Genomic DNA, 17,521 nt, shown 5'->3' on the forward strand with positions numbered 1-17,521 from the left:
CTTCCTCGCAGGACCATCGTTTCAATGACCGCCCCTTTGTTCAAGGGCGTGATCACCGCCCTGATCACACCTCTTCGTGACGGAAACGTGGACGAAGCCGCCTTCGCCACCCTGATCGAGCGCCAGATCGCCGCCGGCGTCGATGGCGTCGTGCCCATGGGCACGACCGGCGAGGGGGCCAGCATGGACCTGGACGAGCACAAGCATGTGATCGATCTATGCGTGCGACTGGTCGCCGGACGGGTGCGGGTGATCGCGGGCACGGGCTCGCCCTACACCAAGGAAGCCATCGACCTGGCTCGCCATGCCAAGACGGTCGGGGCAGACGGCGCGCTTGTCGTGACACCCTACTACATTCGCCCGTCGCAGGCCGGATTGGCGGCGCATTTCGAGGCGATCGCGGATGCGGTCCAGTTGCCGATCCTGCTGTACAATGTGCCGGGCCGGACCGGCATCGATCTGGCCAATGAGACGGTGGCGCGGCTGGCGAAGCATCCGAACATTGTCGGCATCAAGGACGCCACCGGCGACATGAGCCGGGTCAGCTGGATGCATGCCAACATCGACGGGCAGTTCGACCTGATCTCGGGCGATGACCCCAGCTATCTGGGCTATCTGGCCTATGGCGGGGTCGGGTTGATTTCGGTCGCCTCCAACGTCGCGCCCGAGGCCATGGTGGCGCTGCACAAGGCAGCGATGTCGGGTGATGCGGCCAAGGCGCGGGACTGGCAGGATCGTCTGATCGGCCTGCACAAGGCCCTTTTCCTCGACAACTCGCCGTCACCGACGAAATACGCCTTGGCGAAGCTGGGCCTGTGCACCGAGGAGGTGCGCCTGCCCCTCTCCCTGACCGCAGACGCGGTCAAGCCCGCCATCGACCGCGCCATGGCGGATGCGGGCGTCGGCTGATGGCGGCCGAGAAACCCAAGACCAAGCTGCTGGCCGAGAACCGGCGGGCCAAGTTCGATTATTTCCTGGAGGATTTCGTCGAGGCCGGGATCCAGCTGCTGGGCACCGAGATCAAGGCCCTGCGCGACGGGCGGGCCAATATCGCCGAAAGCTATGTCTCGCCCGAGGGCCGGGATCTGGTGCTGATCAACGCCGACATCCCGCCGTACAAACAGGCCAATCGCTTCAACCACGAACCGCGGCGCCCGCGCCGCCTGCTGCTGCACCGCAAACAGATCGACCGCATGATCGGTGCCGTCCAGCGTGACGGCCAGACCATCATCCCGGTGCGGCTGTATCTGAACGAGGCCGGCAAGGCCAAGATCGAGATCGCCATGGCCAAGGGCAAGAAGCTGCACGACAAACGTCAGGCGACAGCAGATCGTGACTGGGCACGGGACAAGGCGCGTCTGATGAAGGAGCGGGGCTAAGCGTCGATCGCCGCCTTCGCCCGCTCGAAAATTTCCTCGAACATCGCCGCTGTAAGCCGTCCCGTGTTCGTGTTCAGGCGCGAGCAGTGGTAGCTGTTGATCAGGGTGTAGCCCGCGACCTGACCCTCGACACCGTGGCCCGGCGGGATGGCGGTGCCGGGCAGGCCCAGGGTCTTCAGGATGCTGCGACGCGAGACGTCGCCCAGGGTGACGATAACCTTCAGCCGGGGCAGTTGGGCCAGGCGGGCCTTCAAAAAGGGGCGGCAGGTCGCCTCTTCGACCGGCAAAGGCTTGTTCAGCGGCGGGGCGCAACGGACGGCATTGGTGATCATGCAATCGACCAGTTCCAGATCGTCATTCCCGTCCGGATCGTAATGGCCGCGCGCGAAGCCGGTCTTCTTCAGCGTCTCGTACAGGATGATCCCCGCCCCATCGCCGGTGAAAGGCCGACCCGTACGGTTGGCTCCGGTCCGGCCGGGGGCCAGTCCCGCGATCAGCAACCTCGCCTTCGGATCGCCGAACGACGGCGCCGGGCCGTTCCACCAGTCGGGATGCGCGGCCTGATTCTCAGCCCTGTAGGCGACCAGGCGGGGGCATAGCGGGCAGTCGCGGGGCGGTTCGGGCGGGAAGGGGCTCATCGGTCGCTGAATACACTGAGCCTGCACGGCGTCACACTCCCGCAATGTCTGCGATTGGAGTAGGGTGTGTGGATGGAACGCTATGACGGCCCTCTGGATGAAGCGGTGATCGTGGCGCTTGGCTGCAACGACTGCGGCGTCTGGCGCGACTGCCGCGAGGCGCTGGAGGCGGCGCTGGCGCGGTTCCGGGCCGAGGGCATCGATGTGCTGGCCCGATCGTCCTGGTGGTCGTCGCTGGCCTGGCCAGACCCCACCGATCCACCATTCCTGAACGGCGTCGTCATCGTGCGCAGCGACCACGACCCGCACGGCCTGATGCAGGCGCTTGGGCGGATAGAGGAAGCCTTTGGCCGCCAGCGCCACCAGCAGAATGCACCACGAACCCTCGATCTGGATCTGATCGCCTACGGCCGGCTGAGTGGAGACCTGAACGGCCTGATCCTGCCTCATCCGCGGGCGGCGGAAAGGCGCTTCGTCATGGGGCCGCTGGCCGAGATCGCCCCGGACTGGGAGCATCCGCACGGGGGCAGGGCGGTCGATCTGGTGGACGCCACGACCGTCGGTCGGGACGCGCGAGCCGTCTGACGCCGTATTGCTGCCCATGTGGCGTTGCACAATCAGGCTCAACACTCTATTTTGTGCGGTTCTGATTGCCGCCCGAGGATTTTGAATGGCCCGCGTAACCGTCGAAGACTGCATCGAAAAGGTGCCGAACCGTTTCGGTCTGGTCCTGCTGGCCGGTCACCGTGCCCGCAACATCGCCAATGGCGCGCCTCTGATGATCGACCGCGACAACGACAAGAACCCCGTCGTCGCCCTGCGTGAAATCGCCGAGGACAAGGTCGTTCCGGACGACATGACCGAGACCATCATCGTCACCCTGCAACGTGTCGATGAGCGCACCGAAGCCGAAGACGAGGCCGAGATTGTCGGTCTGCTGGCCGAGCCGCAGCACATGAACATGGCCGAAGCTGAACTGATCCGTGCGCTGCAAAGCGATCGCGACGGTGGCCAGGAGGAGCGGTACTGACGGCCGAACCCGCCAACGGTATCACCATCCTGCCGGCGCGGCAGTCCGCCCCGCCGCTGCAAGCTGCCAATCTGAACGACCCGGACGGAGCCCGTCCGGTGAAGGAAGCATCCGAGCCCAAGGCCCGGGTGCTTCGTCAATTCGAGCTGGTGGAGGCGGTCCGCGCCTATGACCCCACTGCCGACGAGCAGCTGCTGAACCGCGCCTATGTCTATGCGATGAAGATGCATGGCTCCCAGCTGCGGGCCAGCGGCGATCCCTATTTCGCCCATCCGATCCAGGTCGCAGGCATACTGACCGACTACAGGCTCGACACCGCCACCATCGTGACGGCCCTGCTACACGATGTGGTCGAGGACACCTCGGCCACGCGCGACGACATCGCGGCCATGTTCGGCGAGGAGATCGCAGTCCTGGTCGAGGGCGTGACCAAGCTGAGCCGGCTGGAGCTTCAAGCCGAGCACACGCGCCAGGCGGAGAACCTGCGCAAATTCATCCTGGCCATTTCCAAGGACGTGCGCGTCCTGCTGGTCAAGCTGGCCGACCGTCTGCACAACATGCGGACGCTGAAATACGTCAAGCCGGAGAAGCGCGAGCGGATCAGCCGCGAGACGCTCGAAGTCTATGCGCCGCTGGGCCGGTCGATCGGCATTCATTCGATCGCGTCCGAGCTGGAAGAGCTGGCGTTCGAGCATCTGAACCCGACCGCCCGAACGGCCATCGAGCGGCGCCTTGAAGCGTTGAAGCTGGAGCATGGTCGCGCCATCGAGGGCGTATCGCGCGAGGTGGAGCGGGTTCTTCAGGAGGGTGGGGTCAAGGCCAAGGTCTATGGCCGCCAGAAGACGCCCTATTCGATCTGGCGCAAGCTGCAGCGCAAGTCGGTGGGCTTTTCCTCACTGTCCGACATCTATGGCTTCCGGGTGATCGTGGAAGCCGAAGACGACTGCTACCGCGCTCTGGGGATCATCCACCGGGCCTGGCCGATGGTGCCCGAGCGGTTCAAGGATTTCATCTCCACACCCAAGTCTAACAACTATCGCAGCCTGCACACGACGGTCGTGGGACCGTCCGGCCTGCGGATCGAGATGCAGCTGCGGACCGAGGCCATGGACCGCGTAGCCGAGGACGGGGTGGCCGCGCACTGGGCCTACAAGAACAAGTCTTATGGCTTCGACAAGGAAGCCATGGAGGCGGACGGCGGGCGCGACCCCCTGCAGAATCTGCGTCACCTCGTGCAGGTCATCGAGCATGGCGAGGGCGGCGAGGACTGGGTCGAACACGCCAAGCTGGAGATGTATCTGGAGCAGGTCTTCGTCTTCACGCCCAAAGGGTCGCTGATCACCCTGCCACGCGGCGGTATGGCGCTGGATTTCGCCTATGCCGTACACACCGAGGTCGGCGACACGGCGGTGGGCGTCAAGATCAACGGCGAGCTGAAGCCGATGCGGACGCAGCTTCAGAACGGCGACGTCGTCGAGATCGTGCGGGGAGCCAAGCGGGAAATCCCGGTCGACTGGCGCTCCCTGACGGTGACCGGGCGCGCGCGATCGGCCATTCGCCGGCATATCCGCACCTCCGAGCGCGGTGAATTCCAGAAGCTGGGCCGGACGACCTTCGAACAGACCCTGTCGCGCGCAGGCAAGACGGCGGCGGAGGTGTCCCTGGCCCCGGTGCGGGAGACGCTGGGGTTTATGTCCGATGACGACCTGTTCGAGGCGATCGGTCGTGGACGGCTGTCGGCGGCCAAGGTTGGCGAGACCCTGTTCCCCGCACTGAAGGGGCGTCTCAAGGCCGGGCCGGACCGCAAGCGGATCGCCGACGATCAGGCGCGGTTGTTCGTGCGCGGCGGCGGACTGACGCCGGGTGTCAGCATCCACTTCGGCCACTGCTGTTCGCCGGTGCCGGGCGACCGCATCGTCGGGATCCTGGAGCCGGAGGCCGGGCTGACGGTCCACACCATCGATTGCCAGAAGCTGGCGGACTTTGCCGACGACGATTCGGTCTGGCAGGACCTTCAATGGACCCCTCAGGCCGAGCAGGGGGCTGTGGCATCGGCGCGCATCCGCGCCACCATCCAAAACGCACCCGGCGTCCTGGGCCAGGTCGCCACCCTGATCGGCGAGGCGGGCGGAAACATCCTGAATCTGGTCATGAGCCACCGCCAGCAGGACTTCTTCGACGTCGACATCGACGTGGAGGTCGAGGACGCCAAACACGCCACCCTGCTGATGGCCGCGCTGCGCGCCAATCCGGCGGTCGATACGGTCGAGCGGGCGCGGGGATAGGCTTGGACGGCGCGGCAACGCTCGCTATGACGATGCCATGAACACCGAAGATGTCCTGAACGAATTCCGCGATGCCGGGGCCCTGCGCGAGGGGCATTTCGTGCTGTCATCCGGCCTGCACAGCCCGGTCTTTCTGCAGAAGAATCTGGTCTTCATGGATACGGCTCGCTGCGAGCGGCTGTGCAAGGCGCTGGCGGAGAAGATCGTAGCCACTGTCGGCGCGGTCGATGTCGCCATCTCCCCGGCCGTCGGGGGCATCATCCCGGGCTACGAGACGGCGCGGCACCTGAAGGTGCGCTCGCTCTACGTCGAACGTGAGGGCGGACAGTTCAAGCTGCGTCGCGGCTTTAAGGTCGAACCGGGCGAGAAGGTCGTGATGGTCGAGGATATCGTCACTACGGGGCTGTCCTCGCGCGAATGTATCGCTGCCATCCAGGCGGCGGGCGGTGAGGTGGTCGCGGCGGCCTGTATCGTCGATCGCTCCGGCGGTCGTGCCGACGTCGGGGTGCCGCTGGTCGCGCTGGCGACGCTGGATGTGCCGGCCTATGCGGCGGATGCCCTGCCGCCAGAACTGGCGGCCCTGCCCATTGAGGATCCGGGTAGCCGGCGGTTGAGCCGATGACCCATCCTCTGCGTCTGGGCGTCAATATCGACCATGTGGCCACGGTGCGGAATGCGCGTGGCGGTCTGAATCCCGATCCGGTCCGGGCGGCGCGTGAGGCCTTGGAAGCCGGTGCAGACGGCATTACGGCGCACCTTCGTGAGGATCGTCGGCATATTTCGGATGCCGACATCGATGGCCTGTCGGCACTGCTGCGAGAACAGGCGCGGCCCCTGAACCTGGAAATGGCCGTCACCCAGGAGATGCTGGCCATCGCCCTGCATCATCGCCCCCACGCCGTCTGCCTGGTGCCGGAAAAGCGCGAGGAGCGCACGACCGAGGGCGGGCTGGACGTCGTCGGTGGCCACAACTGGATCACGCCCTTCGTCGGTCAGCTGAATGAAGCGGGGTGCAGGGTGTCGCTGTTCATCGGGGCCGACCCCGAACAGATCCACGCGGCCCAGCGAACGGGGGCCGCCGTCGTCGAGCTGCATACCGGGGCCTTCTGCGACGCCGTGCGCGAGGGTCGGGTCGAGGATGCGCAGGCGGAGCTGTTCGCACTTCGGGACGGGGCCACACTGGCCGCTCGGCTGGGACTGGAAGTCCATGCCGGACACGGCATCGACTATGAAACGGTCACAGCGGTCGCGGCCATCCCCGAGATCGCCGAGCTGAACATCGGCCACTTCCTGATCGGAGAGGCGATTTTCGTCGGCTTGGGCCCGGCTATCGACAGGATGCGAGCCCTGATGGACGCGGCGCGCGAGCCTGCCGCATGATCATCGGTGTCGGGGCTGACCTGTCGGACATCCGACGTATCCAGGCCTCGCTGGACCGGTTCGGCGACCGGTTCAAGCAGCGCTGCTTTACCGAACACGAACGCGCCCGTTCCGACCGCAAGCCGGACCCGGCCTGGAGCTATGCCAAGCGGTTCGCGGCCAAGGAGGCCTGCGCCAAGGCACTGGGCACGGGCATGCGGGCCGATGTCTACTGGCGGGACATGGGGGTGGTGAACCTGCGCACGGGCCAGCCGACCTTGGCCCTGACCGGTCATGCCGCCGAGCATCTGCATCGCCTGATGCCGCCGGGCCATGAGCCGCGTATTCATCTGACACTGAGCGACGAACACCCCTATGCACTCGCCTTCGTGGTGATCGAAGCCTTGCCCGTGGCGTAATCAGCCTATACCGACCGTTCGACTTTGATCCGCGTTCACGCGGCTGGGAATGACTTTCTGATGAGCGACGACACCACGTCCAATGCGCCGGTTACGGACATCAAGCGCACCCCCATCTTCGGTGGCGGCAAGACCGAGAAGAAGAAGCCACAGAACGAGGGTCTGGAGATCTTCAAGACCATCTTCTACGCCCTGTTGATCGCCCTCGTCCTGCGGGTCCTGCTGTTTCAGCCGTTCACCATCCCGTCGGCCTCGATGGAGCCCAACCTGTACGAGGGCGATTATATCGTCGTGTCGAAATGGTCCTATGGCTATTCACGCCATTCGATGCCGTTCAGCCCCGAGATTTTCGAAGGTCGTATCTTCGGTTCGGCTCCGAAGCGGGGCGACATCGCTGTCTTCAAACTGCCGCGTGACAACCGCACCGACTATATCAAGCGCGTGATCGGTTTGCCCGGCGACCGGGTGCAGATGATCGACAACGTGCTGCACATCAACAACGTCGCGGTTCGTGACGTGGTGGTCTCCGGCAACGAACTGTCCGGCATGTTTGGCCAGCAGGTGATCCAGGCGCGCGAAACCCTGCCGGGTGGCAAGACCTTCACCATTCAGGATTTCGGTCCCGGAAACGATCTGGACAACACACCTGCGTTCGAAGTGCCCGCCGGTCATTACTTCATGATGGGCGACAACCGCGACAACTCGATCGACAGTCGGGTCGAGCAGACCCAGGGCGTGGGCATGGTCCCGGAAGAGAACCTGGTCGGCAAGGCCGAGATCATCCTGCTGTCGTGGGAGCCGGGTGCTTCGCTGTGGAACCCGGTCAGCTGGTTCTCCAACATCCGCCCAAGCCGGTTCTTCCGCGTCCTCGACTGATGGCCGATCGTCGCGCAGAGGCGGTGCGCGCGCTGTCGACGGCCCTGGGCTACCGCTTTGCCGATCCGCGCCTGCTCGACCTTGCCCTGACCCATGCCAGCGTGGGGGAGGGGGCGGAGCGCGATGCGCGTGGCCGCCCGTTCGCCGACAATCAGCGGCTGGAGTTTCTGGGAGACCGGGTCCTGGGCCTGCTGGTCGCCGACCGGCTGATGCGCGACTTCCCCAACGCAAACGAAGGCGACATGTCCTCGCGTCTGCATGCGCTTGTCGACAAGGCCGCCTGCGCCCGCGCCGCAGAGTCGCTCGGGGTCGGGCCCGCCATGCGATTGTCGCCCGGCGAGGCCAAACAGGGCGGGCGGCGTCGCGAAGGCGTTTTGGGCGATGCGATGGAGGCCCTTCTGGCGGCCGCCTGGCTGGACGGCGGCATGGAGGCCGCGCAGACCGTGTTCGATCGCGCCTGGGCTGCCGAACTGGCCGCGCCGCCCGTGCGCTCGGTCAGCAATCCCAAATCGGCGCTGCAAGAGTGGGCCCTGGGTCAGGCCAAGGCCCTGCCCACCTACCGCATTCTCGAACGGACGGGCTCCGACCACGCTCCGACCTTCACGGTCGAGGTGAACGTCGATGGCTATGCGCCCTTGACCGCACAGGGGCGTTCGCGTCAGGACGCAGAGAAGACGGCCGCCATCGGCCTGTTGCAACGTGAAGGCGTCATTTGACCGAGCCCCAGGACAGCAGCCTGACCACCCGTGCGGGCTTTGCCGCCATCATCGGCGCGCCCAATGCCGGCAAGTCCACGCTGGTCAATCGGCTGACGGGCACCAAGGTTTCGATCGTCACCCAGAAGGTCCAAACGACGCGCTTTCCCGTGCGCGGCATCGCCATCGAGGGCGACGCCCAGATCGTGCTGGTGGACACGCCGGGCATTTTCACACCCCGCCGCCGGCTGGACCGGGCCATGGTCGCCTCGGCCTGGGGCGGAGCGGACGATGCCGATGTGGTGATCCACCTGATCGACGCGGCCTCGCACATCGCCTCCGAGGGCAAGGAGGGTCAGGCGGCGGATCGGCGCTCGGCTGAAGACACCGAAACGATCATCGCCAATCTGAAGGCGGCCGGCAAACAGGTCATCCTGGCGCTGAACAAGATCGACGGCATGCGCCGCGACACCCTGCTGGCCCTGTCGCATCAGCTGTTCGAGACAGGTGTCTACTCCGAAGTTTATATGATTTCGGCCCTGAGCGGCGATGGCGTGGACGACCTGAAGCAGCGGCTGGCCCGCGCCATGCCTGTGGGGCCGTGGCTCTATCCGGAAGACCAATCCGCCGATGTGCCGATGCGCGTTCTGGCCGCCGAGATCACGCGCGAGAAGGTCTATCTGCGCGTTCACGAAGAACTGCCCTATTCGGCGGCGGTCGAGACGACGTCCTTCGAGGACAAGGCCGACGGTTCGGCCCGCATAGAGCAGACCATCTATGTCGAGCGCGAGAGCCAGCGGCCCATCGTCCTGGGCAAGGGCGGCCAGACCCTGAAATGGATAGGGCAGAAGTCGCGCGAGGAACTGACGGAGTTGCTGGATCGGCCCGTTCACCTGTTCCTGACCGTCAAGGTCGATCCGAAGTGGCAGGACAGCCGCGCCCTGTACGCCCAGTTCGGGCTGGATTTCGACGTCTGATCTCTTGTTCCACGTCCCCCGACATTCCGGTGGCCACCCGCGCCTGACCATTGCGGTCATCAGCGCCGTGCTGATCGCCTCGGCCGGCCTGATCGGCTGGTTCAGCGTGCGTCCCAACGCCGAGGCCTCGGCTGTGACGGGAACCTCCGCACCGTCACGCCCGCCTCTGGTCGTGGTCGAGAGCCTGCCGAACCTGAAGGCGCATCTGGACCGCTGGGGTGCCAACGATCAGTTCACGGGCGCGGTGCTGGTGGCGAAGGGCGACCAGATCCTGTTTCGCCAGACCTATGGCATGGCGGATCGCGCGACGGGTGAGCCGTTGAGGCTGGATTCCCGCTTCCGCCTGGCCTCGGTCAGCAAGCAGTTCACGGCCGCCGCCATCCTGCGCCTGCAGGACGAGGGCAAGCTGTCGGTGGACGATCCCCTCTGCCGATGGATCGAGGACTGCCCGCCCGCCTGGGCTCCGATCCGTCTGCATCATCTGTTGTCGCACACGTCCGGCATCCCGGACCTGATGGCGCGACCCGGCTGGGGCAATCGGCGGGTCACGCCAGCGACGCCGCAGGAATTGACAGAAGACTCAAAGCGTTTTGGGCTCAGCTTCACGCCAGGTACCAAGGTCGGTTACAACAATGCGGCCTATAATCTGCTCGGCATCGTGGTCGAGAAGGCCAGTGGTCAGCCTCTGCACGACTACCTCCGCACCGCCTTCTTCGAACCGCTGGGCATGAAGGATACGGGCTATGACGACGACCGGTCCGGTGTCGTCATGGGCTATGCCAATCTGGCAGGCGGGGTGACCCCGCAGCCGAATGCCAACCTGTCCATCATCTTCGCGGCAGGCGCGCTGTATTCCACGCTGGACGACCTTCTCATCTGGGAGCGGGCCCTGCATCAAGGCGATCTTCTGACCCCCGCCAGCTATGCCCAGATGATCGCCGACCATTCGCCAGCCGATACGCCGGACGAACGAGGGCGACCGCACCGGGCCTGGGGCTATGGGGTCTTCGCCAACAGTCTGGGTCGTCGTGTCAGCCCCGGCTTTAACGAGCGCCAGATCTACCACACCGGCAGCTGGTCCGGGTTCCGCAACATGATGACCCACCAGCCGGATCAGGATGTGACGGTGATCGTCCTGTCCAACAACTACCACCAGCGTGATGCGGTCTTCCTGATTTCCCAGCAGGCCATGGCCGAGGCGCTGGGGCATTCTTTTCCGACGACCATGTCGCGTTGAGCCTGGAACGCGCTGTCGTCGCAGGGGTTGGGTCTGGTGAAAACCGGAGCCCCCCCCATGAAAGCCGTCGTCCTCAACTGTACCCTCAAGCCGTCGCCCCAGACCTCCAGCACGGAGGCCCTGGCGAAGGTGGTGATCGCCGAGCTCGAGAAGGGTGGGGCCGAGGTCGAGATGATCCGTCTGGTCGATCTGGACATCAAACCCGGGGTCAGTGCCGACGAGGGCAAGGGTGACGAATGGCCGTCGGTGGACAAGAAGCTGAAGGCGGCGGACATCATCGTCTTCGCCACCCCGACCTGGCTGGGGCAGATGTCCAGCGTCTGTCTGCGCGCCCTCGAGCGAATGGATGCATGGTTCGGCGAAACCGACGACAGCGGCCGCCCAGTCGCCTTCGGCAAGGTGGGCGGGGTCGTCATTACGGGCAATGAGGATGGGGCGCACAACATCGTCGCCACCGTCTGTCAGGGCCTGATCGACATGGGTTTCACCATCCCGGGACAGAGCTGGACCTATTGGCACCTGGGGCCAGGGCCCGGGCCGGACTATGTTGAAACCGATCAAGGTCACGACTATTCCGACCGCGTCGGTCGCAACGCCGCCCGCAACCTGCTGGCCTTGGCCAAGGTTCTGAAGCCGACCACCTATCCGGTTCCGGAAAGCGGAGAGTAAGGCTAGGCTGACCGCTCGTTTTTGGAGCCATGCTAATGCTGAGCCTCTTCGCTGCTTTTGCCCTGCTCTCCGTATCGCCGGAGGCCGATGCTGAAGCGGTAATCGACCGCATGCATCAGGCGGCGTCTCGTGCTGACGGCCAAGAGTATTTCGCCCAGTTCACGCCCGACGCCCGCTTCATCGGCACCGACGCTAGCGAGCACTGGTCGCTGGCGGCCTTTCGCGCCTATGCCGAGCCCTATTTCGCGAGGAGCCAAGGCTGGACCTACACGCCCCGCGAACGAAGCCTGACCATTGCTCCCATCGATTGCCGCTGCATCGCCTGGTTCGACGAGACGCTGGACAACGCCAGCTATGGCCAGGTGCGTGGTTCAGGCGTGCTGCGATTGACGGACGAAGGCTGGAAGATCGAACAGTATGTACTCAGCTTCGCCATTCCTAACGACCTGGCTGGAGCCGTGGCCCATACGATCAAGGGCTACGAGACGGACCGGGCCATGACCGGGGCTGCGAGCGAGTAGTGGATTTCACCGACGACGCCTTCGTGCTGTCCGCGCGTGCGCATGGCGATACGGGTGTGGTGGTCGAGCTGCTGACCCTGGATCACGGCCGGCGCGCGGCCTATGTGGCTGGCGGGGCGTCGCGCAAGATGAAGCCGTTTCTGCAGGCGGGCGCGCGCGTGACCGCCGACTATCGCGCCCGCACCTCCGATCATCTGGGCTCGGCCCGGCTGGAGCCGCTGGGGGAGGGGCCCAGCGCCCTGTTCGACGACCCGATGGCTCTCACAGGGCTCGCCGCCGCTGCGGCGGTGGCGCAGGGCGCTATGCCGGAGCGGGAGCCTCATCCCGGAGCCTTCCTGGCGTTCGAGGCCCTGATGGGAGCCTTCGTCCTGCCCGACGTCTGGCCCGCCATCTTCGTGCGGTTCGAGGCCGGGCTGCTGGAGGACCTGGGTTTCGGTCTGGACCTGTCCCGCTGCGCCGTCACGGGAAATATGGACGAACTGATCTGGGTCAGCCCGCGGACGGGTCGCGCGGTCAGCCGCAATGCCGGCGCGCCCTATGCCGACAAGCTGCTCACCCTGCCGCCCTTCATGCTGGGGGCGCAGGCGGGGCTGGGCGAAGGTGATGTTGGTGCGGGCCTGGCCCTGACGGGACATTTCCTTGAGCAGTTCGTCTTTCACCCCCAGAACCGGCCCATACCGCCCGCACGGGTGTGGATGATCGACAAGCTGGGCGAGGCAGGACGACTTTAGGCGCTAGACTGCGGCGCTGGGATTATCGATTCGGACGCCATGACCATTCATACCCCGCCGCCGGAAGGTGGACGCATCATCGACGAACCGATGAGCGAGGCGCTGAGCCGTCGCTATCTGGCCTATGCGCTGTCGACCATCACCAACCGGGCCTTGCCGGACGTGCGCGACGGCTTCAAGCCCGTGCATAGGCGCATCATGTACGCCATGCAGCAGATGCGGCTAAACCCGCAGGCCGCGGCCCGCAAATGCGCCAAGGTGGTCGGCGAGGTCATGGGTGGCTATCACCCGCATGGCGACGCCTCGATCTATGACGCGCTTGTGCGTCTGGCCCAGGATTTCTCGCAGCGCTATCCGCTGGTCGACGGACAGGGAAACTTCGGCAACATCGATGGCGATAACGCCGCGGCCATGCGCTATACCGAGTGCAAGCTGACGCCTGCCGCCGTCCTGCTGATGGACGGGATCGACCAGGATGCCGTCGACTTCAAACCGACCTATGACGATCAGGACGAAGAGCCGGTCGTCCTGCCTGCCGGCTTCCCCAACCTTCTGGCCAACGGCTCGTCCGGTATCGCGGTCGGCATGGCGACATCCATTCCCCCGCACAATGTCGGTGAGTTGATCGACGCCTGCCAGCTGCTGCTGGAGCGGCCGGACGCGACGACCGAAGACCTGGTTGCCATCGTGCCGGGGCCGGATTTCCCGACGGGTGGCGTCGCTGTCGAGGGGCATGCTTCGATCCTGGAGGCCTATGAGACCGGTCGGGGCGGCGTGCGTCTGCGCGCGCGCTGGGAGCGGGTGCCGCTGGATCGCGGCGGTTATCAGATCGTCGTCACCGAGATGCCGTATCAGGTCGGGAAGTCCAAGCTGGTCGCCGATCTGGCCGATCTGATCGAGCACAAGAAGGCCCCGCTGCTGGGTGACGTGCGCGACGAGTCCGCCGAGGACATCCGACTGGTGCTGGAGCCCAAATCGCGCACGGTCGAGGCCGACGTCCTGATGGAGAGCCTGTTCAAACTGTCCGATCTGGAGGTGCGCTTTCCGATCAACATGAACGTCCTGGACGGCACAGGCACGCCCGGCGTGCTGGGTTTGAAGGCGTGCCTGCAGGCGTTTCTGGAGCACAGGCGCGAGGTTCTGGTGCGCCGGGCCCACTGGCGCATCGAACGGGTCGAGAAGCGGCTGCATCTGCTGGAAGGCCTGCGGATCGTCTTCCTGAACCTCGACGAGGTCATCCGCATTGTCCGCGAGGAAGAGCAACCCAAGGCCGTGCTCATCGCCCGTTTCGGCCTGACGGAGCTTCAGGCCGACTTCATCCTCGACACCCGGCTGCGTCAGCTGGCGCGGATCGAAGAGATGACGATCGAGAACGAATTCAAGGCCCTGATGGAAGAACTTTCGGGCCTGAGGTCGCTGTCCACCACCCCCGCCAAACAATGGAAACAGGTCGGCAAGGACCTGGAGGCGGTGCGCAAGGCCATGGTTTCGCCACGCCGCACCACCATCGCCGAAGCCGTCGACAGTTCGGCCTTCGCCGCCGCCGTCGAAGCCTTCATTCCGCGCGAGGCCATCACCGTCATCCTGTCCGAACGCGGCTGGATCCGGGCGGCCAAGGGCAAGGTCGAGGATCCTTCGGAGCTGAAGTTCAAGGAGGGCGACAGCCTGGCCTGGCTGGTGCCGGCCTATACGACCGACAAGCTGCTGGTCGCGGCCTCGGACGGGCGCATCTTCACCATCGGAGCAGACAAGCTGGCGTCCGGGCGCGGGCATGGCGAGCCGCTACGTCTGATGATTGATCTCGACGAAAAGGCCGAGATCGTGGCCCTGCTGTCCCATCAGCCGGGTGGAAAGCTGCTGGTCGCGTCACGTGCCGGGTATGGGTTCATCGCCCCGGAAGACGAGCTGCTGGCTCAGAAACGTGGCGGCAAACAGGTGCTGAACGGCGAGCTGAAGGCCGTACTGCGTGTCGCCGGCGACCACGTCGCGACCATCGGCGACAACATCAAGGCGCTGATCTTCCCCGTCGCCGAACTTCCGGAAATGGGCCGGGGCAAGGGCGTCAAGCTGCAGAACTACAAGCAGGGCGGGCTGGTGGATGTGACCGTCTTCGACGGCGCACATGGCCCCGAATGGGTTGATGGCGGCGCTCGGCGCCGGAACTGGCCGGACTGGAAGGACTGGCTGGGCAAGCGCGCGGGCGCGGGACGTCAGGGACCAAGAGGGCTCAGAAAGTTCCGGTGAGGACAGGTGACGCCGATTTCACTATCCGACACCTTATGGCCGCGCGATAATCCCTGAGTGGTCCATTCCGGGCCGGGTTGGAGATGTTCATGCTCATCACCCTGATCGTCATCGCCGTCATCGTGGCCGTGGTGCTGTTCGTCGTCGTCGGCGCCTACAACAAGCTGGTTGCCCTGGATCAGCGTGCGGATCAGTCGTTCGCCGATATCGATGTGCAGCTGAAGCAGCGGCAAGACCTGATCCCCAATCTGGTCGAGACGGTGAAGGGCTATGCCTCGCATGAGGCCGGGACCCTGGCCGCCGTGACCCAGGCCCGCGCGGCGGCTGCGGGCGCGACCACGGTCAATGACAAGGTCCAGGCCGAAAACATGCTGACCGGGGCTTTGGGCCGTCTGTTCGCCGTGTCAGAGGCCTATCCGGACCTGAAGGCCAACGCCAACTTCCAGCAGCTGCAGGCCGAGCTGTCGGACATCGAGAACAAACTGGCGGCCGCGCGTCGGTTCTTCAACAATGCCGTGGCCGAGTTCAACGCCGTGCGCCGCCAGTTCCCGACCGTCCTGTTCGCGGGCATGGTCGGCTATGGAGCGGACAAGCCCTTTTTCGACGTGGGCGAGGGGGATCGCGCCGCCATGACTGCCGCACCGCCTTCGGTGAAGTTCTAGGCCTCAGTCATGGCCGCTGTCGGTCTCCAGACCCACATCTGGGCGAACAACACGCGCTCGGTGATCCTGCTAGCAGGCTTTCCCGTGCTGATGGTCGGCATCCTGTATGGGTTGCAGCTGGTGCTGATGGGGTTCGGCATCCTGCCAAATTCTGGCGGCGCGCTCGGCGCGGACATGGCCCGGGCGGCGCGCTGGCTGACGACCACCATTCCGCTGGCGATCGTTTTCTCCGCCATCTGGTTCGCCATCGCCTGGTTCGCCAACCAGTCGATGATCGATGCCATGACCGGGGCGCGCAAGGTTGATAGGCGGTCTGAGCCAGAGCTCTACAACCTGCTGGAAAACCTGGCGATCTCGCGCGGGCTTCGAACCCCGACGCTCCGCATCATCGAGAGTGACAGCCTGAACGCTTATGCCAGCGGGCTCCATGAAGGCCGCTACAGCGTCACGGTCACGCGCGGGCTTATGCAGGCGCTCGATCGCGACGAGGTGGAGGCGGTGCTGGCCCACGAACTGACGCATGTCATCAACAAGGACGTGCGGACCATGGTGATCGCCTCGATCTTCGCCGGCATCATCAGCGTGGTCGCGGAGCTGGTCCTGCGCGGCCTGTTCTATTCCCGCGGTGGCGGACGGCGCGACAACAAGAACGCCATGCCGCTGATCCTGATCGGTCTGGTCATCGCGGCCGTCGGCTATGGTCTGGCCATCGTCATTCGCATGAGCCTGTCGCGCACGCGAGAGTATGTCGCGGATGCCGGGGCGGTCGAGCTGACCAAGAACCCGGATGCCATGATCGGGGCCTTGCGCAAGATCGAAGGCCGATCATCCTTGCCCGGCCCGGACGAGGTGCAGCAGATGTTTCTGGACAACCAGCCGAACGGCAAGGGTCTGGAGGGCCTGTTCGCCACCCATCCCCCGATCGCCAAGCGGATCGAGGCGCTGGTGAAGTTCGGGGGAGGGCGCGATCCCGGCCCATGGCTGGAGACGACGCCGATGGTACCGATGCCGCGCTACGAAACCTCGGTGCCTTCGACCGGCTGAACGACCCGCTCCCAGCCAAGGCGCGTCAGCTGCTCCATCGGCTGGAAATCGGACTTGTAGTCCATCTTGCGCGACCCCCGGACCCAATAGCCCAGATAGACATGCGGCAGGCCGACCAGAGCCGCCTGGCGGACATGATCCAGAATGGCGAAACGTCCCAGGCTGCGGGCGCTGAGCGCCGGATCGTAGAAGCTATAGACCATCGACAGGCCGTCGGTCAGAACGTCCGTAAGGCAGACGCCGACGAGCGTGCCCGGGCCGCCGTCCAACGAAGGCAGCCTATATTCGATCAGATGCGTCCGGACCGCCGTGTCCTCGATCATGGCGATGTAGTCCAGCCAGCCCATGGAGGCCATGCCGCCCTCGGGATGGCGATGGCCCAGATAGCGTTTCAGCAGATCGAACTGCTCAACCGTCGCCTCGGCCTCGACCAGATCGCGGGTGAGATCGTCGTTGCGCCTCAGGATGCGACGCTGCGAGCGACTGAAGGCGAACTCCCGCACCAGAAGCCGCACGGATATGCAGGCGTCACAGCTCTCGCAGGCAGGGCGATAGGCGATGTTCTGGCTGCGTCGAAACCCGGCCTGGGTCAGTTCGTCGTTGACGTAGACGCCATCGCTGAATGGCAGGTTGGCGAAGACCTTCCGCTCCGTCTTGCCCGGCAGATAGGGGCAGGGCGCGACCGAGGTCATGTAGAACCGAAGCTGCCGCTGGGGGACGAACTGGGTCAACGGCTCAGGTCCGGGGCTTTCGCG

General features: G+C 65.2%; 20 protein-coding genes. 18 read left to right on the forward strand and 2 right to left on the reverse strand.

Annotated elements, in window-relative coordinates:
* The first annotated feature begins 24 nt into the window (after positions 1 to 24).
* Together dapA and smpB are read left to right on the forward strand one after the other, a co-directional pair.
* Positions 25 to 909 (forward strand): 4-hydroxy-tetrahydrodipicolinate synthase, encoded by an 885-nt coding sequence (dapA, locus tag JHC81_RS00235; RefSeq protein WP_292169312.1) that lies wholly within the window; start codon positions 25 to 27, stop codon positions 907 to 909.
* Entirely contained in the window at positions 909 to 1,379 is a 471-nt protein-coding gene (gene smpB, locus JHC81_RS00240; protein WP_292169314.1) for an SsrA-binding protein SmpB, read from the forward strand. The genes dapA and smpB overlap by 1 nt, the downstream gene beginning before the upstream one ends.
* On the opposite strand, the gene JHC81_RS00245 is transcribed toward smpB, so the two are convergent.
* On the reverse strand, positions 1,376 to 2,017 hold the full coding sequence (locus JHC81_RS00245) for a uracil-DNA glycosylase (RefSeq protein WP_292169315.1): 642 nt from the start codon (positions 2,015 to 2,017) through the stop codon (positions 1,376 to 1,378). The genes smpB and JHC81_RS00245 overlap by 4 nt on opposite strands.
* 72 nt (positions 2,018 to 2,089) lie before the next feature.
* Between JHC81_RS00245 and folK the strand changes: the two genes are divergently transcribed.
* The 16 genes from folK (at position 2,090) to JHC81_RS00325 (ending at position 16,766) form a co-directional block, all read left to right on the forward strand.
* On the forward strand, positions 2,090 to 2,602 hold the full coding sequence (gene folK / locus JHC81_RS00250; RefSeq protein WP_292169317.1) for a 2-amino-4-hydroxy-6-hydroxymethyldihydropteridine diphosphokinase: 513 nt from the start codon (positions 2,090 to 2,092) through the stop codon (positions 2,600 to 2,602).
* Positions 2,603 to 2,687: 85 nt separating this feature from the next.
* The gene (rpoZ, locus tag JHC81_RS00255; RefSeq protein WP_292169318.1) at positions 2,688 to 3,047 is read left to right on the forward strand and encodes a DNA-directed RNA polymerase subunit omega; all 360 of its coding nucleotides are present in this window, start codon (positions 2,688 to 2,690) and stop codon (positions 3,045 to 3,047) included.
* A gap of 98 nt (positions 3,048 to 3,145) precedes the next feature.
* The gene (locus JHC81_RS00260) at positions 3,146 to 5,332 is read left to right on the forward strand and encodes a bifunctional (p)ppGpp synthetase/guanosine-3',5'-bis(diphosphate) 3'-pyrophosphohydrolase (protein ID WP_292169319.1); all 2,187 of its coding nucleotides are present in this window, start codon (positions 3,146 to 3,148) and stop codon (positions 5,330 to 5,332) included.
* 37 nt (positions 5,333 to 5,369) lie between these two features.
* The gene (gene pyrE, locus JHC81_RS00265) at positions 5,370 to 5,954 is read left to right on the forward strand and encodes an orotate phosphoribosyltransferase (protein WP_292169321.1); all 585 of its coding nucleotides are present in this window, start codon (positions 5,370 to 5,372) and stop codon (positions 5,952 to 5,954) included.
* Positions 5,951 to 6,712: a pyridoxine 5'-phosphate synthase gene (locus tag JHC81_RS00270; RefSeq protein ID WP_292169322.1), complete on the forward strand. Its 762-nt coding sequence runs from the start codon at positions 5,951 to 5,953 to the stop codon at positions 6,710 to 6,712. Before pyrE ends, JHC81_RS00270 begins: the two co-directional genes overlap by 4 nt.
* Positions 6,709 to 7,110, forward strand: a complete 402-nt coding sequence (acpS, locus tag JHC81_RS00275) for a holo-ACP synthase (RefSeq protein WP_292169324.1) — start codon at positions 6,709 to 6,711, stop codon at positions 7,108 to 7,110. The genes JHC81_RS00270 and acpS overlap by 4 nt, the downstream gene beginning before the upstream one ends.
* 60 nt (positions 7,111 to 7,170) lie before the next feature.
* Complete coding sequence (lepB, locus tag JHC81_RS00280) at positions 7,171 to 7,986, forward strand: signal peptidase I (protein ID WP_292169326.1); 816 nt, start codon at positions 7,171 to 7,173, stop codon at positions 7,984 to 7,986.
* Complete coding sequence (gene rnc / locus JHC81_RS00285) at positions 7,986 to 8,702, forward strand: ribonuclease III (protein ID WP_292169328.1); 717 nt, start codon at positions 7,986 to 7,988, stop codon at positions 8,700 to 8,702. Before lepB ends, rnc begins: the two co-directional genes overlap by 1 nt.
* Positions 8,699 to 9,658 (forward strand): GTPase Era, encoded by a 960-nt coding sequence (era, locus tag JHC81_RS00290; protein ID WP_292169330.1) that lies wholly within the window; start codon positions 8,699 to 8,701, stop codon positions 9,656 to 9,658. Before rnc ends, era begins: the two co-directional genes overlap by 4 nt.
* A gap of 4 nt (positions 9,659 to 9,662) precedes the next feature.
* Positions 9,663 to 10,895 (forward strand): serine hydrolase domain-containing protein, encoded by a 1,233-nt coding sequence (locus JHC81_RS00295; RefSeq protein ID WP_292169332.1) that lies wholly within the window; start codon positions 9,663 to 9,665, stop codon positions 10,893 to 10,895.
* A gap of 57 nt (positions 10,896 to 10,952) precedes the next feature.
* Positions 10,953 to 11,564: a flavodoxin family protein gene (locus JHC81_RS00300; protein WP_292169334.1), complete on the forward strand. Its 612-nt coding sequence runs from the start codon at positions 10,953 to 10,955 to the stop codon at positions 11,562 to 11,564.
* A gap of 35 nt (positions 11,565 to 11,599) precedes the next feature.
* Positions 11,600 to 12,085 (forward strand): nuclear transport factor 2 family protein, encoded by a 486-nt coding sequence (locus JHC81_RS00305; RefSeq protein ID WP_292169335.1) that lies wholly within the window; start codon positions 11,600 to 11,602, stop codon positions 12,083 to 12,085.
* Positions 12,085 to 12,816 (forward strand): DNA repair protein RecO, encoded by a 732-nt coding sequence (gene recO, locus JHC81_RS00310; protein ID WP_292169337.1) that lies wholly within the window; start codon positions 12,085 to 12,087, stop codon positions 12,814 to 12,816. The genes JHC81_RS00305 and recO overlap by 1 nt, the downstream gene beginning before the upstream one ends.
* Before the next feature lie 39 nt (positions 12,817 to 12,855).
* Entirely contained in the window at positions 12,856 to 15,060 is a 2,205-nt protein-coding gene (parC, locus tag JHC81_RS00315; protein WP_292169339.1) for a DNA topoisomerase IV subunit A, read from the forward strand.
* A gap of 89 nt (positions 15,061 to 15,149) precedes the next feature.
* Entirely contained in the window at positions 15,150 to 15,722 is a 573-nt protein-coding gene (locus JHC81_RS00320) for a LemA family protein (protein WP_292169341.1), read from the forward strand.
* A 9-nt stretch (positions 15,723 to 15,731) separates the two neighbouring features.
* A complete protein-coding gene (locus JHC81_RS00325) occupies positions 15,732 to 16,766 on the forward strand; it encodes a M48 family metallopeptidase (protein WP_292169343.1) in 1,035 nt (344 codons plus the stop codon).
* On the opposite strand, the gene JHC81_RS00330 is transcribed toward JHC81_RS00325, so the two are convergent.
* Positions 16,736 to 17,497: an arginyltransferase gene (locus tag JHC81_RS00330; RefSeq protein WP_292169345.1), complete on the reverse strand. Its 762-nt coding sequence runs from the start codon at positions 17,495 to 17,497 to the stop codon at positions 16,736 to 16,738. The genes JHC81_RS00325 and JHC81_RS00330 overlap by 31 nt on opposite strands.
* Positions 17,498 to 17,521 lie beyond the last annotated feature (24 nt).

The organism is Brevundimonas sp. (genome assembly GCF_016463295.1).
GTDB lineage: Bacteria > Pseudomonadota > Alphaproteobacteria > Caulobacterales > Caulobacteraceae > Brevundimonas.

Excerpts from the sequence above, each read along its gene's own strand:
- rnc (WP_292169328.1), top strand. The coding sequence starts at position 7,986 with ATGGCCGATCGTCGCGCAGAGGCGGTGCGCGCGCTGTCGACGGCCCTG.
- lepB (WP_292169326.1), top strand. The coding sequence starts at position 7,171 with ATGAGCGACGACACCACGTCCAATGCGCCGGTTACGGACATCAAGCGC.
- smpB (WP_292169314.1), top strand. The coding sequence starts at position 909 with ATGGCGGCCGAGAAACCCAAGACCAAGCTGCTGGCCGAGAACCGGCGG.
- acpS (WP_292169324.1), top strand. The coding sequence starts at position 6,709 with ATGATCATCGGTGTCGGGGCTGACCTGTCGGACATCCGACGTATCCAG.
- dapA (WP_292169312.1), top strand. The coding sequence starts at position 25 with ATGACCGCCCCTTTGTTCAAGGGCGTGATCACCGCCCTGATCACACCT.
- pyrE (WP_292169321.1), top strand. The coding sequence starts at position 5,370 with ATGAACACCGAAGATGTCCTGAACGAATTCCGCGATGCCGGGGCCCTG.
- parC (WP_292169339.1), top strand. The coding sequence starts at position 12,856 with ATGACCATTCATACCCCGCCGCCGGAAGGTGGACGCATCATCGACGAA.
- JHC81_RS00325 (WP_292169343.1), top strand. The coding sequence starts at position 15,732 with ATGGCCGCTGTCGGTCTCCAGACCCACATCTGGGCGAACAACACGCGC.
- JHC81_RS00270 (WP_292169322.1), top strand. The coding sequence starts at position 5,951 with ATGACCCATCCTCTGCGTCTGGGCGTCAATATCGACCATGTGGCCACG.
- JHC81_RS00305 (WP_292169335.1), top strand. The coding sequence starts at position 11,600 with ATGCTGAGCCTCTTCGCTGCTTTTGCCCTGCTCTCCGTATCGCCGGAG.
- JHC81_RS00245 (WP_292169315.1), bottom strand. The coding sequence starts at position 2,017 with ATGAGCCCCTTCCCGCCCGAACCGCCCCGCGACTGCCCGCTATGCCCC.
- JHC81_RS00320 (WP_292169341.1), top strand. The coding sequence starts at position 15,150 with ATGCTCATCACCCTGATCGTCATCGCCGTCATCGTGGCCGTGGTGCTG.
- JHC81_RS00300 (WP_292169334.1), top strand. The coding sequence starts at position 10,953 with ATGAAAGCCGTCGTCCTCAACTGTACCCTCAAGCCGTCGCCCCAGACC.
- folK (WP_292169317.1), top strand. The coding sequence starts at position 2,090 with ATGGAACGCTATGACGGCCCTCTGGATGAAGCGGTGATCGTGGCGCTT.
- rpoZ (WP_292169318.1), top strand. The coding sequence starts at position 2,688 with ATGGCCCGCGTAACCGTCGAAGACTGCATCGAAAAGGTGCCGAACCGT.